This window comes from Micromonospora sp. USAFONa4, from assembly GCF_057197825.1.
The window spans coordinates 4,270,254-4,285,419 of record NZ_CM170072.1; the positions used below are offsets into that span (position 1 = coordinate 4,270,254).

Consider the following 15,166-nt stretch of genomic DNA (forward strand, 5'->3'; position numbering starts at 1 on the left):
GTGACCGACATGCGTGCTCGCCGTCTTGTCGCCGTCGCCAGCGTGGCGCTCGGCCTCGTCGCCCTCTCCGGTTGCCGTGCCGAGCCCGGTGTCGCCGCCTACGTCGGCGACCTGCGGATCACCGAGGATGCCGTCACCGGGATCGTCGACGACCTGCGGGCGAAGAACCCGACGCCGACCGGGCAGCCCGAGGCGCCCGAGGGGCAGCCCCCGGCGCAGGTGCCGCAGCTGCCCGACCGCGGCCAGATCGTCAGCATGCTGGTGTTGGCCGAGGTCTGCGAGCGGCTCTCCGCGGACAAGAACTACCAGCCGCGCGGGCAGGTCGCGCCGGAGCAGGTCGCCCAGCAGCTCAGCCTGTCGCCCGACACCGGCTTCGTGCGCCAGTCCGCCGAGCTCTACAACTGCCTGTCGGGGGTGCCGACCGGGGCGCCGGCCGAGCCGACCGCGCAGGATCTGGCGGACGTGGTGGCGGCGGGCCGCAAGGCGGGCGCCATCCCGGCCGACGTGCCCGACGAGGCGGCCGCCCGCCAGCTCGACGGCGAGCAGCTGCGCGGCGCGCTGGCCACCCGCAAGTCGCTGGCCGAGGCGGTCGCCGCGTACGACGTGACGGTCAACCCCCGCTACCGCCCGCTGGAGTTCCCGGTGCTGAGCTTCTCCGGCAACGCGCCTGCGGTGAGCGTGCCGCTGGGCGAGGCCGGCTCCGACGGGGTCACCGACGTCTCCACTCCGGACCCGCTGCCCACCGTCGCGCCCGAGGCGGCCGGCGAGACCCACAGCTGAGCATGCCGGCGCGGATCGTCCTGCTCGTCACCTCGCCCCGGCTGCCGGCCGGGCTGCTGACCGCCGCCGCGTGGGACGTCGTACGCCGGCATCCGGTGCTGGCGGGGGCGGAGAGCGAGCTGACGACGGCGGTCCGCGCGGCGGGCGCCGAGGTCACCGTGACCGACGGCCGGGCGACGCAGGCGCTGCTCGACGCGGCGGCGTCGCACGGCGTCGCGGTGTGGCTGGCCGGCCCGGCCGGCGACGAGTCGCTGGCCCGCGAGCTGGGCCTGCGGCTGGCCCGCGAGCCCGGCCTGGCCGAGCTGGAGCTGATGTACGGCTCCTGGGATCCGCCGGGCGCCCGGCTGCTCGACGCGGTGGCGGTGATGGACCGGCTGGCCTCTCCCGGCGGCGATCCCTGGAAGCGCGCACAGACCCACCGCAGCCTCGCCGGTTTCCTGATCGAGGAGTGCTACGAGGCGTACGACGCGATCAACGCCGGGGACACCGACGCGCTGCGCGAGGAGCTGGGCGACGTGCTGCTCCAGGTGGTGCTGCACGCCCGCCTCGCCGAGGAGCTGCCCGAGGAGCAGCGGTGGACCGTCGACGACGTGGCCGGCGGGCTGGTCGACAAGATGGTCCGGCGCAACCCGCACGTCTTCGCCGACGCCCAGGCCGGCACGCTGGAGGAGATCGAGGCCAGCTGGGAGCGGATCAAGCGGGCCGAGAAGGCGCGTGACTCGGTGCTCGACGGCATCGCACTCAGCCAGCCGGCCCTCGCCCTGGCCGCCAAGATCCTGGAGCGCGCCGGGCGGGTCGGCCTCGCCGTACCGCCGCCACTCGCGGATTCCCAGGTGGACCCGGAGGCGCGCCTCGGTGCGGGCCTGCTCGCCACGGTCGCGGCGGCCCGCGAGGCGGGCCTGGACCCGGAGGCGGCCCTGCGCCGCGCCGTCCTCGCCTACGCGGACGCGGTCCGCGCGGCCGAAAAGGCCTGAGCCGACCCGGTAGGGTCGGCGGGTGGAATCGTTTGTGCCGCTCGCGGAGCGGATCGTCGACGCGTTGCTGGAGAGCCGGCCGGGGGTCGCGACCTCCACCGGCGACCACCGTTACGACGACCGGCTGCCGGACCTCTCCGCCGAGGCGGTCGCCGCCGACCGGACGATGCTCAGGGAGGCGGCGGACGCGCTCGCCGAGCTGGACCCGGACGCCCTGGACGTCGAGCAGCGCGTCGACCACGCGCTGCTCACCTCGTTCGTGGACCGGGAGCTGTTCGAGTCCGGCGACATCCGCGCGCACGAGTGGGACCCGCTGCGGCACAACCCCGGGCCGCTGCTGCACGCGCTGCTCGCCCGCCCGTTCGCCCCGGCCGACGTGCGGCTGACCAGCCTGGCGGGTCGGCTCGCCGCCGTACCGGACGCGCTGGCGACCGCGCGCGCGACGCTGCGCGACATGCCGCGCGTCCACGCCGAGACGGCGGTCGGGCAGTTCACCGGCACGGCGGCGCTCATCCGCGACGAGGTGCCGGCGCTGCTCGCGCAGGCCCCCGCCCTGCACGACCGGGTCGAGCCGGCCGCCACCGCGGCGATCGCGGCGCTGGAGGAGTTCGTCGCGTGGCTGCGTCAGGGCCTGGCCGCCGACGCCGGCCCCGGGCGGGACCCGCGGCTGGGCCGTCGCCGCTGGGAGGCGCGGCTCTGGCACACCCTCGACACGGAGCTGGGCGCCGCCGAGATCCAGCGCCGGGCCTGGGCCAACCTGGACCGGGTCGGCGGGGAGATCCGTGCGGCGGCCGTCGAGCTGGTCGGCGGTCCGGCCGACGACGAGACGGTACGCCGGGCGCTGGACCTGCTGGCCGCCGAGCACCCGGACGACCACACCATCGTGGACCTGGCCTCCGTCACCCTGGACGAGGCGACCGACTTCGTCCGCGCCCACGACCTGATCACCCTGGTCGACGACCCGTGCGTGATCCAGGAGATGCCGCAGTTCGCCCGGGGCGTGGCGGTCGCCTACTGCGACTCGCCCGGCCCGCTGGAGACGGCGGACGTGCCGACCTTCTACTGCATCGCGCCCACCCCTGCGGAGTGGCCCGCGCACCGGGTCGAGTCGTTCTACCGCGAGTACAACGACCACATGATCCGCAACCTGACGGTGCACGAGGCGATGCCGGGGCACTTCCTCCAGCTCGCCCACGCCCGCCGGCACGTCGGCCCCACCCGGGTCCGCGCGCTGACCGAGTCGGGCCCCTTCATCGAGGGCTGGGCGGTCTACACGGAGGAGCTGATGGCCGGCCTCGGCTTCGGCGGCCTGCCGGTGCGGTTGCAGCAGCTCAAGATGCAGCTCCGGATGACCATCAACGCGCTGCTGGACCAGCTCGTGCACTGCGAGGAGCTGCCGGAGGCCGAGGCGATGGCGCTGATGACGGGGCGGGGCTTCCAGGAGGAGGGGGAGGCGGCCGGCAAGTGGCGGCGCGCCCTGCTCACCTCGACGCAGCTCTCGACGTACTTCGTCGGCTACAGCGAGGTGGCCGCGATCGCCGCCGCCCGCCCGGCCGGCGTGGCGGTACGCGAGTGGCACGACGCGATGCTCGCCCACGACTGCCCGCCCCCACGCCACCTGCGAACCCTGCTCGGCGTGTGACGAAACTGGTCGTCCGCGCTGTGGCACCGCCCCTGGGCTGAGGCAAGCGCTGCGGGCTCCCGTGGGCGGAGCATCGGCAACACGATCTCGGTGGCTCGTTGCTCGAATCTCTCGCAGCGGATGACTGACGCATTCTCGTCCACGGTCACTCTCCGTTGCTTAATGCCTCATAGGCGCTGCAGCAACTCGTCAACTGCCCGTGCAGATGCGGAAGACGATTCGGACCGCCACGTCCGTTGAACGGCGTATTCGCGGGACAACGAGATCGACGTTCATCTCGTAGGCTCTCGCGTGCCGCGTCGATGCGGCGTGTCCGACTAACGCCTGTTACACGGGGGATCGATGCTCGACAAACCTGCCCAATCGTTCCATTCCACTGGTCGGTGGCTACGAACAAGGGGAATGACAACCGCCACTGTCGTGGTGGCCATGCTAGCTGCGCTCCTCGCTGTTCCTTCTCCGGCCGCAGCTTCGGAGCCCTCCGCCTTCGACGCACGGCAGTGGGCTGTGGAACTCATGCGGACCGCCGGTCCGGCCACTGCTCGCGCCGCCGAAGTCGCGCTCACCGGTAGTGACGCCGAGTTTGAGGAATTTCTCAGTCGAGGTCTTCAAGAGGCGGCCAACCAGGACAACGCGGCCGAGGTGGCCAGCTACCTCGCGAGCGGGGGCCTGGCCACCCGACAAGCCGCCCAGGCGGCACTGGACGGCTCGACCGCAAACCGCTTCGATTTTCTGGACGTCGGCTGGGAACGGGCTCTGCCGTATGACGAGCGGACTCGAGTCACCCAGCTTATGGCGATGGGCGGCTCTCGGCTGAAGGCTGCTGGTCAGGCAGCGCTGGACGGCAGTGAAGCCGACGTGACGGAGTTCCTCTCCAAGGGTCAGTACCTCGCGCGTGAGCACGACAACCGGGTGCGCACCTCGCAGATCATGACGTCCGGCGGACCGTACGTGCAGGCTGCGGCGCAGGCGGCACTGGATGGCAACGCCGCTGCGGTGGAGGAGTTCCTCAGCTACGGCCAGCACGTGGCCCGGGCGAGGGACGAGGAACTGTCAACGGTCAGCCGACTCGCCGACCTGGCCAAGGAGGCCAGCCAGACCGCGGAGCGTGAGACGCAGGCGGCGAAGGCGGCTGCGGACAAGGCGATCGAAGCGGCACGGCTGGCGAAGGAGGCGGCGCAGCGGGCCGCAGCTGAGACGGCCGCGGCGAAGGACTCTGCGATCAAGGCCTCGGCTGCGGCGGCCCGGGCGGCGGATGCGGCGAAGCGGGCGGCTGCGGCGGCGCGGACGGCGATCGGGGCTGCCGCGGCGGCGAACAGCGCGGCGCGGGTGGCGTCGAACGCGGCGGCTCGTGCGGCGTCGGCGGCGGCGTTGGCCGGTGACGCGGCGTCTCGGGCGTACTCGGCGGCGTCGGAAGCGGCGGGGGACGCCACCAAGGCTGCCAAGGCGCGGCAGGCGGCGCAGAACGCCCGGAACGTGGCGGCGTCGGCGCGCAAGGCCGCGGACGCGGCGAAGGCAGCCAAGAACGCGGCGGGAGCTGCGGGTGACGCCTCCAAGGCTGCGCGTAGCGCGGTGGCGAATGCCAACGAGGCGGCGGCAGCGGCGGATGCGGCAAGCAACCACGCGAACGTCTCGCAGGCGGAGGCCGACCGGGCGCGCCGGGCGGCGGAGGAGGCCCGGCGTCGGGCGGCGGAAGCCGATCGGGCGGCAGACCGGGCGGAGGCGCTGGCGCGTAAGGCCGCGACCGCAGCCGGCGAAGCGGAGCGGCACGCCCGTGAGGCGGCTGATCGGGCTGAGGCGGCGGCAGCGGCGGCGGACGAGGCGGCCGCCCACGCTGGGGAGGCTGCCTATGCGGCGGCGAAAGCCGCCGCACACGCGAACGCCGCCCTGGCGGCTGCCGACACCGCCGCGCAGGCGGTGGAGCAGGCCCGCGTGGTCGAGGTGAACGCGCGGGACGCGGACAAGGAGCGGCTCGACAGCCTGGTGGCCGAGGGCATGGCCGCGGCTGAGGCGGAGCGGGCCGTCGAGCTGGAGCGACTTGCGAAAGCCGCCTACGACGCGGAGGAGCAGGCGCGGCGGGACGAGGAGACCCGCCAGTTGCTCGCCGCTGCGCGGGCTCCCGGCGCGCCGGCGGACCTGGTGCTGCGCAACGGCCGGAAGGCTGCTGCTCGCCTGTTGACGACCGGCGGCAAGTGGACCCAGCAGGTTGCCGAGCGCGCTCTGGTGGGCTCGGAGACGGACGTCCGGGACTTCGTCCTCAGCTCTCTCGAGGTCGCTGCCGAGCAGGACGACCGCGCAAAGGTCGCGCAGATCTACGACACCGCGGACAAGGAGGCACTGAAGGACGCGGCCAGGGTTGCCCTGGCCGGCACGATCACCGACGTCAGGGCGTTCCTCGCCACCCGCGAGTACGTGGGCAAGGAACACGACGACCGGATCAAGATCACTCAGATCATGGCCAACGGTGGTCCGAGAACCCAGGAGACCGGTACCGCGGCCCTGGACGGGACGGCCGCTGATCGTCAGGCGTTCCTGAGCCGGGGGCAGTTCGACGCTGCGGAGCACGACGACCGGATCAAGATCTCGCAGATCATGGCGGCCGGTGGCCCGGAGGTCAAAGCGGCGGGGCAGATCGCCCTGTCCGGTCCGCGAGCCGGGTTGCGTCACTACATCGCCGTCGTGCAGTACGTCGCCCGTCAGCGGGACGCCGAGACCGCAGCGCACGTACTGAAGATCCAGCAGATCATCCACGACGCGGCCAAGGACGCCGCCCTCGCGCGGCAGAGCGCTGCCGAAGCTGCCCGGTTGGCGGCCCTGGCGAGGAACGCCGCCGGCGATGCGCAGGAGTACGCCAACCAGGCCGCGGCATCGGCAAGGGCGGCGGAGGCCTACGCCGACCAGGCCGCCGACGCCGCAGATCAGGCCAGGCGGTCCGCCGAGCAGGCAGCACAATCGGCGCAGAGCGCTCGGAACGCGGCGAACGCCGCCAAGGCCGACGCGGCCGCTGCGAATGCTGCCGCAGCCCGGGCGCAGTCGTCCGCGGACCGTGCGCACGGCTTCGCCGCGGATGCCCGCAAGTCGGCGGACGAAGCCAAGAAGTCGGCCCTCGCGGCCGGCAAGGACGCCGCAGAGGCGACCCGACTGGCGGCCGAGGCGCTCAAGATCACCATCGACCTGCAGAACAGGGAGGAGGCGGAGCGTCGCCAGGCCAGGCAGGAATACTACGACAACCTTCCCGAGTGCCAGCTGGCCCACCGTCTGCACGGAATCGCCTGCAAGGGCGGTGAGCTGCTCAACGCGATCCTCGACGGCCAGAACAGCTGCACGATCATGTTCGGCAGCTCCGAAGCCTGTGACACCGTCATGGAGTACTACGCGGAGAAGAACGCCGAAGACGCGGCCAAGGCCAAGGTCGTCGTTCAGCTCGTTCTGGCCATCTGCGGGTTCGTCCCGGTCGTCGGAGAACCCTGCGATGCACTCGACGCCTTCATAGCCTTCGCCAGCGGCGACATCCAGGGAGGCATCGAAGCCCTCGCCGCCATGATCCCGGTCGCTGGTTGGCTGTTCGGTGGCAAGCGCGGTGCCGACCTGATCCGGGAACTGAACAAACTCCGCAAGCGTGACTCGGCCTGCCTTGTGGGCGGTGCCGTTTCGCGGGCAGGCGTTGTCGCGTCGGCTCCTGCTGACGGCTCAGGGCCTCTGCGTCTCAAGAGTCAGAGCCAGGTGTCACAACAGGGGCCGAGCAAATCGCTTGCGACGGTCAGGGCTCAGAGCCTGCCCCTGGCCGCAGCCAACGCGGAGGTCTGCCTTCCGAAGCCGGGGGACATTCCGCGGAAGGCGCTCAACACTCACCTGCATCACATCGACGACGAGCGTGCCCTCCGTGCGGGTTTCGCCAACGCCCGGGAGGCGCAGCAGGCTGTGCGCGATCTGAGCGTCAGGATCGAGAAGGACGGCTTCCCCGCGGGAACGATCCCTGACAGCCACTCGGATGGGCGGGTTGAGGACCGCGTCCTCGTGCCCTTCGGTACCAATGCATACGCCGTCTACCAGATCAAGAAGAACGGCAACGCCGTCTTCAGGACGATCCTGGAACGGCGGTAGGGTCGACTGATGGATCATCTTTCGGCGGAAGAGGGGCCCCTTCATCCGTCCTTCTGGGACTTCCAGGGCTATGCGGAGACGCGGGTGGTGACGACTGTCATGCGCCGTCGGTTTCCCTGGCAGTACCAACTTCTGGCCAAGTCGCTGGAAGCTGTCGACCCGATGGATATGGTGTATCCCGGCTATCCGAACGAGTACTCCGATGTGGTTCTGGAGGTCCTCGTGTTGCTTTCTGACAACAACGTCGATCTGCTGAACACTTCGGCTGGTCGCCTTGAGAAAGTGATCAGAGAAGGGATCGAGCGGAGGTTCAGCGAGCCGCCGGAAGAACATCGAGTCAAAGCAGTGGTCCAGTTGATATTGGCTGAAGGCGAAGCAGGGCGGTGAAGTCGGTGGGTGTCAGGCCATTCCGGTGGCCTGACACCCACCGTCATTTGTCCGTGCGTCCACCAACGGGGCCGGCAACGGGGGCGATGGAGCCGGCTAATCCGCTTGGTTGTTTGTAGTCCCGGCTGCGCTAACGACGGAGCCGGGTGGGATCGTGACGGCCGATCGTGCCCGTCGCGCTGGGCGCCGGCCGGGGGTTCCGGTCGGCCCCGCCACGACCCCGCCGGCGGGGTCGGTCACGAGCTGGCCGGGCGGCGGTCCACGACGCCGGCGTTGGGCGGCAGGTCGAACACGGTGCCGTCGACCGTCTCGCGGTAGCGGCTCAGGGCCAGCTCGACCTGGCGACCGTCGACCTGGCCGGTGAAGCTGCCCAGCACGCCGTCGGTGGTCACGCAGGCGGTGAAGTCCCCGGCCGACTGCGCCACGTCGACGCAGGTGGCGTGGTGGCCGGCGAGGGTGGTGTCGCTCTGCTCGATCACCGCGTCCGGGTCCAGCGCGGCGGTGGTGAGCAGCCCCACGACGACCGGCGGCGTCACCAGCCCTCGCTGCTTGGCCTCGGTGAACATGGTCACCGTGGGCTTCGCGTTGGGCGCGGGCGGGGCCTCCAGGGTGCAGGTCGCGCGGCCGGCGGCGGTCTCGCAGCGGGTCGTCGCCTCCGGGGTGACGGTGAGCTTGCCGCCGGGCCAGGTGTAGGCGGAGCGGGCCGGGTCCTGGGCCTGGGCGATGGCGGCGGTCTGCCCGCCGGGGAGCTGATAGTCGGCGGAGTAGGTCAGCTCCAGGGCCCGGTCGAGCCGGGCGGCCAGGTCGTTCACCAGGTCGGACCGCCCGATCGTCCGGCCGGCGTCGTCGAGGGTCTGACAACCGGTCACCGTGAGCGACGCGATGACCGACACGGCGAGCATGCGGAGGGTGGTCGAGGCGGCGGGCATGGCGACCAGCCTTGCCGATCGGGTCAACCGCGCGCAAACCCGTTGCCGGTTGAGGCACGAGAATCCGGGAATGTCCGTGTAAAGCACTGCCCGGAGGAAGGTTTCGGGCCGGGCCGGCGAGCGCCCGGACCGCCCGCGTCCGAGCGTCGCCCGATACGCTGCGTTCAACACCTGCCTCAGCCGCACCGTCGCGGCCCATACCGGACCGGAACACACAAACGAGGAGCGACTCAGTGGCAACCATCGAGGGAATCGTCGCGCGGGAGATTCTGGACTCGCGGGGCAACCCGACCGTCGAGGTCGAGGTCGGGCTCGACGACGGCACGATCGCCCGGGCGGCGGTGCCCTCCGGCGCCTCCACGGGCGCCTTCGAGGCGATCGAACTGCGCGACGGTGACGCCGACCGCTACCAGGGCAAGGGTGTCGAGAAGGCGGTCTCGAACATCGAGGACAAGATCGTCGACGAGCTGATCGGCTACGAGGCCAGCGAGCAGCGGCTGATCGACCAGAAGATGCTCGACGTCGACGGCACCGACAGCAAGTCCGAGCTGGGCGCGAACGCCATCCTCGGCGTCTCCCTGGCGGTGGCCAAGGCGGCGGCCGGCAGCGCCGAGCTGAGCCTCTTCCGCTACCTGGGCGGCCCGAACGCGCACCTGCTGCCCGTGCCGATGATGAACATCCTCAACGGTGGCGCGCACGCGGACTCGAACGTCGACATCCAGGAGTTCATGATCGCGCCGATCGGCGCGCCCAGCTTCCGCGAGGCGCTGCGCTCCGGCGCGGAGGTCTACCACGCGCTGAAGTCGGTGCTGAAGAAGAAGGAGCTCTCCACCGGCCTCGGCGACGAGGGCGGCTTCGCGCCGAACCTGCCGACCAACGCCGCCGCCCTGGACCTGATCGCCGAGGCGGTCGAGAAGGCCGGTTACCGGCTCGGCACCGACATCGTCTTCGCGCTCGACGTGGCCGCCACCGAGTTCTTCGACAACGGCACCTACACCTTCGAGGGCGCCGCGAAGACCGCCGAGGAGATGAGCAACTACTACACCAAGCTCGCCGGCGACTACCCGATCGTGTCGATCGAGGACCCGCTGGCCGAGGACGACTGGACCGGCTGGCAGACGCTCACCGCCTCCCTCGGCGACCGCGTCCAGATCGTCGGCGACGACCTGTTCGTCACCAACCCGCAGCGCATCGCCCGCGGCATCGCCGAGAACGCCGCCAACGCGGTCCTGGTGAAGGTCAACCAGATCGGTTCGCTGACCGAGACCCTGGACGCCGTGGACCTGGCCCACCGGGCCGGCTTCAAGTGCATGATGAGCCACCGTTCCGGCGAGACCGAGGACACCACCATCGCCGACCTGGCGGTGGCCACGGGCTGCGGCCAGATCAAGACCGGCGCCCCGGCCCGCTCGGACCGGGTCGCGAAGTACAACCAGCTCCTGCGGATCGAGGAGGAGCTGGGCGACGCGGCGCGGTACGCCGGGGCGGGCGCCTTCCCGCGCTACCGTTCGGCCTGAGACGCGCGAGGCCTCGGGGGAGGGGTGTGACGATGCAGCAGCGCCGCACACCGGGCGGTCAGCGCCCCGCCCGTCGGCCGGGTCACACCGGTCGGCCGGGCGGGGCCCGGGGCGCCCGGGCGTCGGTCCGCGAGGGCGGCGTCCGCGCCGAGTCGCGGGCCACGGCCGGTCGCGCGCCGGGGGCGGCCCGGGGCGCGGAGGGCGTACGCTCCGCGAGCCGGCCCGCCGCGGCCCGTCGTACGGCCGCCGGCACCGTCAAGCGGCTCTCCGCACCCCGCTCCCGGGGCCTCACCGGCCGGGCCACCGTGCTCTTCGCGGTGCTGATCGCGCTCGCCCTGGCCTACACCTACCCGGTGCGCGTCTACCTGGACCAGCAGGCCGACATCGAACGGATGGAGGCCGCCCAGGCCGCCCAGCGGGAGGCGATCGAGGAGCTGTCCGAGCGGGCGGCCAAGTGGCAGGACCCGGAATACATCAAGATCCAGGCCAGGGAGCGGTTCTTCATGGGCCCACCGGGCGAGACGCTGCTGGTGGTGCTCTCCGACCCGGCGGGCGCCGCCCGGGACGCCGGTTCGTCCGCGGCCCCGTCGGCACCCGTCACCCCCGCTTCCTGGTACGACACTCTCTGGTCGAGCGTGCAGGCCGCCAACGGCGAGCAGTCCGACCGGTGAGCAGCACCCGAGCATCGAACGAGAGATCAGGATCGTGACTGTCGTACCACCGCAGGAGCCGGCGGCGGACTCCGTACCCCCGCCCCGGCGCGAACCGGCCACCGAGGCCGACCTGGCCGCGGTGGCCGCGCAGCTCGGACGTCCGCCCCGGGGCACCCGGGCCGTGGCCCACCGCTGCCCCTGCGGCCTGCCGGACGTGGTGGAGACGACCCCGCGCCTGGCCGACGGCACCCCCTTCCCGACGCTGTTCTACCTGACCTGCCCCCGGGCGACGGCGGCGTGCAGCCGGCTGGAGTCGGCGGGGCTGATGAAGGAGATGGCGGACCGGCTGGCCGCCGACCCGGAGCTGGCCGCGCGCTACCGCGCCGCGCACGAGGACTACCTGGCCCGCCGGGACGCGATCGGCGAGGTGCCGGAGATCGCCGGCATCTCCGCCGGCGGGATGCCCGGCCGGGTGAAGTGCCTGCACGTGCACCTCGGGCACGCGCTCGGGGCCGGGCCCGGGGTGAACCCGTTCGGCGACGAGACGCTGGCGCTGGTGGAGAAGTGGTGGGCGGCCGGCCCGTGCGTGGACGTGCCGGCGGCGGACTGACATGGCGGGCGCGGACGGAGGCGTGGCGGGGGCCGACGAGGTCGTGGTGCGGCGGGCCCGCACCTCGGACGTGCGCGGCATCCGGCGGCTCGTCGACACCTACACCGACGACCGGCGGCTGCTCAGCAAGGCCACCGTGACCCTCTACGAGCACGTGCAGGAGTTCCGGGTCGCGGTCCGGGCCGGCGACGGCGCGGTGGTCGGCTGCGGCGCGCTGCACGTGATGTGGGAGGACCTGGCCGAGATCCGGACGGTGGCGGTCGACCCGTCCTGCCGGGGGCGCAAGCTCGGCCACCGGATCGTCGCGGAGCTGATCGACGGCGCCCGCGAGCTGGGGGTGGCCCGGATCTTCGTGCTCACCTTCGAGACCCGGTTCTTCGGCTCGTTCGGGTTCACCGAGATCGACGGCGCGCCCGTGCCGCAGCCGGTCTACGAGCAGCTCCTGCGCTCGTACGACGAGGGCGTCGCCGAGTTCCTGGACCTGGAACGCGTCAAGCCGAACACCCTCGGCAACACCCGGATGCTGCTGCGCCTCTGACCGGCCCGGTGCGCGCGGCCCGAGGCCGCCGGCCGCGCCCGGCCCGCTCAGCTCCGGCGCGGGTGGGCGGCGAAGAAGTCCCAGACGAGTTCGGTGGCGACGAGGCCCGCGTCGGGGGCGGCCAGCTCGCCGGTCGTCGCCCCGGGCCACGAGTGCCCCATGTCGGGCAGGCTGTAGACGGTCACGTCGCTGCCGTCGCCGCACCGCGCCTCGGTGCGGGTGACCCGTGGCGCGCCCGCCGGCGGTGCGCCGGTCACCGGCGTGCAGCGCAGCCGTCGCTGCCAGGTCCGTACGCCCTCGGCGAAGACGTCGGCGTAGCGGTCCTGCCCGCCGATGAAGGTGATCACCGAGACCGGTCGCCGGGGCACGTACGTCTCGGGGGCCGTGCGGGGGCCGCTGTAGCCGCCGCTGACCACGCCGATCGCCGCGAAGAGCCCCTCGCCCTCGACGGCGGCCCGGAAGCTCATGTCCCCGCCGTTGGAGATCCCGGTGAGGTAGACCCGGTCCGGATCGGCCCGCCACGTCCGTACGAGGTGGGCGGTGAGGTCCTTGAGGAAGCCGACGTCGTCGGTCGTCCCGCAGCAGATCAGCGCGTTGAAGCCGCCGTTGTGCCCGTCCGGGTACGCGACCAGGAAGTTCTCCCGGTCGGCCACGGCGTCCAGCCCCACCATCTCCCGCAGGCGGGCGCCACTGCCGGGATAGAAGTGCAGGGCGATCACCAGCGCGGTGGGCCGGGCGGGGTCGTAGCCGGGCGGGGCGTGCAGCAGGTACCGGCGGTCGGCCCCGCCGTGCGCCAGGGTGAGCCGGTGGTCGCCGGCGGCGGGGCGCTCGACGGCCCCCGAAGGCGACGGGGCCGGCGTGCCCCGGGACTGACCCGGGTCCCCACCGCACGCCGTGGCGACGACGGCGAAGAGCAGCCCCGTCAGCACTGCCACCATCCGTCGCACGCCCCGCCCCCTCCGTGACCCCGGTCCACCCTGGATGGCCGCGCCCGAGCGGGGCAACCCTTTCGGTCCAGGCCGAAGAGCGGCAGTCTGCTGGCATGCTCCGTCTCCGCCTGGGACTGGCGGACCTGTGCCGGGTCCGCTTCGCCGATCGCCTGCACCCGGTCGGCATGTCCCTGCTGGCCTGCCAGGCGTTGCACGACGCGGACACGGCCCGGATGACGCCGGGCCCCGCGGCGGACGCGGCCTCCGCGTCGGGCCCGGTCCGGTCCGCCGCCTCCGTGCTGCGGCACCTGCTTCCCGCGCGCGGGCGCCTGCCCGACTTCCTCACCCCACTGGACGGGCTGGAATCGGTCGTCGCCGGTCTGGAGGCGATCCGGGCCGCCCCCGTCGGGCGCATCCGGGCGGAGGTCACCGCCGCGTACGCGCAGCTGCCCGCGACGCCGCTGCGCAGGCGGTTCGCCGAGGCCGACGGGGAGACGATGGACCTGTTCGGCCGGGCCCTGGGCACCTGGCACGACGCGGTGCTCGCGCCGCACTGGGCCGACCTGACGGAGGCGCACCGGCACCACGTGGCGGGGGCGACCGCGCAGCTCGCCACGCACGGGTTGGACGGGCTGCTCAACGCCCTGCACCCGGCGATCCGGTGGGAGGCGCCGACGCTGACGGTGCGGACCTGGTGGAGCGCCTCGCTGTCCGGCACCGGCCACGGCCTGCTCCTGCTGCCCTCGCCGCTGGCCGGCCCGCATCCCCGGGTGCTGGTGGAGCCCGGCCGGCCGGTGCTGGTGGTGTACCCCGCGCCGATGCCGCGCCTGATCAGGGCCACCACCCCCGATCCGCTGGGCCGCCTGCTGGGGGTGACCCGGGCGGCGGTGCTGCGCCGCCTCGCCGGCCCCGGCCGGCACACCACCACGGCGCTCGGCCGGGCCGTCGGGATCAGCACCTCCTCGGCGTCCGAGCACGCGGGGGCGTTGCGGGCGGCCGGGCTCGTCGCCAGCGTCCGGGACGGCGGCGCGGTGCTGCACCGGTTGACGCCGCTCGGCACCGAACTGCTGGACGCGGGCTACGACGGGTCACCTGGGCGCACCTGACGTAGGGTTGCTGCCGTGACGACGCGTGTGGCCGCCATCGACTGCGGGACCAACTCGATCCGACTGCTGGTCGCCGACCTGCCGGACGCCTCGGCGGGTCCGGAGGCTCCGCTGGCCGACCTGAGCCGACGGATGCAGATCGTGCGCCTCGGCCAGGGCGTCGACAAGACGGGGCGGCTGGCCCCGGAGGCGATCGAACGCACGCGGGTCGCGCTGGCCGCGTACGCCGCCGAGATCGAGAAGCTCGGCGCGGAGCGGGTCCGGATGTGCGCCACCTCGGCGTCCCGGGACGCCTCCAACGCCGCCGAGTTCCGCGAGATGGTCGAGCGGACCCTCGGGGTCGCGCCCGAGGTGGTGACCGGCGACGAGGAGGCGCGGCTCTCCTTCACCGGCGCGGTGCGCGGGCTGCCCACCGACGCGCGCGAGCCGTACCTGGTAGTCGACATCGGCGGCGGCTCGACCGAGTTCGTCGTCGGCACCCGCGCGGGCGGCGTCGAGGCGGCCATCTCGATGGACATCGGCTGCGTCCGGATGACCGAGCGGCACCTGCACGGCGACCCGCCGGCCCTCGACGAGGTCGCCGCCGCGCAGGCCGACATCGCGGTCGCCGTGGACCGGGCACTGGAGGCCGTACCGGGCCGGCAGGCCGCCACGCTGGTCGGGCTCGCCGGGTCGGTCACCACCGTGGTCGCGATCGCCCAGGGCCTCCAGGAGTACGACCCGAGCCGCATCCACCACGCCCGGGTGTCGTACGACGCGGTGGCTGCGACGACCGCCGACCTGCTCGGCAAGAGCCGGGAGCAGCGGCTGGCGATCCCGGTGATGCACCCGGGCCGGGCCGACGTGATCGGGGCGGGCGCCCTGGTGCTCCGGGTGATCATGGAACGGGCGGGGATGGACTCGGTGGTCGCCTCCGAGCACGACATCCTCGACGGCATCGCCTGGTCGCAAGCCTGATGGTTGGCTGGCCTGCCGGGCAGGGTCAACCGTGCGGGTG

13 protein-coding genes are annotated in these 15,166 nt (G+C 73.0%); 11 read left to right on the forward strand and 2 right to left on the reverse strand.

Annotation, left to right across the window (positions count from 1 at the left end):
* Positions 1-9: 9 nt before the first annotated feature.
* The 5 genes from AC0OO9_RS18995 (at position 10) to AC0OO9_RS19015 (ending at position 7,887) form a co-directional block, all read left to right on the forward strand.
* A complete protein-coding gene (locus AC0OO9_RS18995) occupies positions 10-780 on the forward strand; it encodes a hypothetical protein (RefSeq protein ID WP_484511367.1) in 771 nt (256 codons plus the stop codon).
* Positions 781-782: 2 nt separating this feature from the next.
* The gene (locus AC0OO9_RS19000) at positions 783-1,754 is read left to right on the forward strand and encodes a nucleoside triphosphate pyrophosphohydrolase (RefSeq protein WP_484511368.1); all 972 of its coding nucleotides are present in this window, start codon (positions 783-785) and stop codon (positions 1,752-1,754) included.
* A gap of 22 nt (positions 1,755-1,776) precedes the next feature.
* The gene (locus AC0OO9_RS19005; protein WP_484511369.1) at positions 1,777-3,396 is read left to right on the forward strand and encodes a DUF885 domain-containing protein; all 1,620 of its coding nucleotides are present in this window, start codon (positions 1,777-1,779) and stop codon (positions 3,394-3,396) included.
* A gap of 507 nt (positions 3,397-3,903) precedes the next feature.
* Positions 3,904-7,500, forward strand: coding sequence for a polymorphic toxin-type HINT domain-containing protein (locus AC0OO9_RS19010; RefSeq protein ID WP_484511370.1), 3,597 nt, complete (start codon positions 3,904-3,906; stop codon positions 7,498-7,500).
* Positions 7,501-7,509: 9 nt separating this feature from the next.
* Positions 7,510-7,887, forward strand: coding sequence for a hypothetical protein (locus AC0OO9_RS19015; protein WP_484511371.1), 378 nt, complete (start codon positions 7,510-7,512; stop codon positions 7,885-7,887).
* 236 nt (positions 7,888-8,123) lie between these two features.
* Here the strand turns inward: AC0OO9_RS19015 and AC0OO9_RS19020 are convergent, their stop codons facing one another.
* Positions 8,124-8,816: a hypothetical protein gene (locus AC0OO9_RS19020; RefSeq protein ID WP_484511372.1), complete on the reverse strand. Its 693-nt coding sequence runs from the start codon at positions 8,814-8,816 to the stop codon at positions 8,124-8,126.
* Positions 8,817-9,049: 233 nt separating this feature from the next.
* Between AC0OO9_RS19020 and eno the strand changes: the two genes are divergently transcribed.
* Genes eno through AC0OO9_RS19040 form a run of 4 tightly spaced genes read left to right on the forward strand, consistent with a single transcriptional unit; the run spans position 9,050 to position 12,134 of the window.
* Positions 9,050-10,333 carry a phosphopyruvate hydratase gene (gene eno, locus AC0OO9_RS19025; RefSeq protein ID WP_421457286.1) on the forward strand — a complete coding sequence of 428 codons (1,284 nt, stop codon included), beginning with the start codon at positions 9,050-9,052 and terminating at the stop codon, positions 10,331-10,333.
* Between the two features lie 32 nt (positions 10,334-10,365).
* On the forward strand, positions 10,366-11,004 hold the full coding sequence (locus AC0OO9_RS19030) for an FtsB family cell division protein (protein WP_484517983.1): 639 nt from the start codon (positions 10,366-10,368) through the stop codon (positions 11,002-11,004).
* A gap of 34 nt (positions 11,005-11,038) precedes the next feature.
* Complete coding sequence (locus AC0OO9_RS19035; protein ID WP_311414780.1) at positions 11,039-11,596, forward strand: DUF501 domain-containing protein; 558 nt, start codon at positions 11,039-11,041, stop codon at positions 11,594-11,596.
* 1 nt (position 11,597) lies between these two features.
* Positions 11,598-12,134, forward strand: a complete 537-nt coding sequence (locus AC0OO9_RS19040; RefSeq protein WP_311414779.1) for an amino-acid N-acetyltransferase — start codon at positions 11,598-11,600, stop codon at positions 12,132-12,134.
* 47 nt (positions 12,135-12,181) lie between these two features.
* Here AC0OO9_RS19040 and AC0OO9_RS19045 read toward each other — a convergent pair whose 3' ends face one another.
* Positions 12,182-13,072: a CE1 family esterase gene (locus AC0OO9_RS19045; protein ID WP_484517984.1), complete on the reverse strand. Its 891-nt coding sequence runs from the start codon at positions 13,070-13,072 to the stop codon at positions 12,182-12,184.
* A 104-nt stretch (positions 13,073-13,176) separates the two neighbouring features.
* Between AC0OO9_RS19045 and AC0OO9_RS19050 the strand changes: the two genes are divergently transcribed.
* Together AC0OO9_RS19050 and AC0OO9_RS19055 are read left to right on the forward strand one after the other, a co-directional pair.
* Positions 13,177-14,169 carry an ArsR/SmtB family transcription factor gene (locus AC0OO9_RS19050; RefSeq protein ID WP_484511373.1) on the forward strand — a complete coding sequence of 331 codons (993 nt, stop codon included), beginning with the start codon at positions 13,177-13,179 and terminating at the stop codon, positions 14,167-14,169.
* A 27-nt stretch (positions 14,170-14,196) separates the two neighbouring features.
* Complete coding sequence (locus tag AC0OO9_RS19055) at positions 14,197-15,126, forward strand: Ppx/GppA phosphatase family protein (RefSeq protein WP_484517985.1); 930 nt, start codon at positions 14,197-14,199, stop codon at positions 15,124-15,126.
* Positions 15,127-15,166 lie beyond the last annotated feature (40 nt).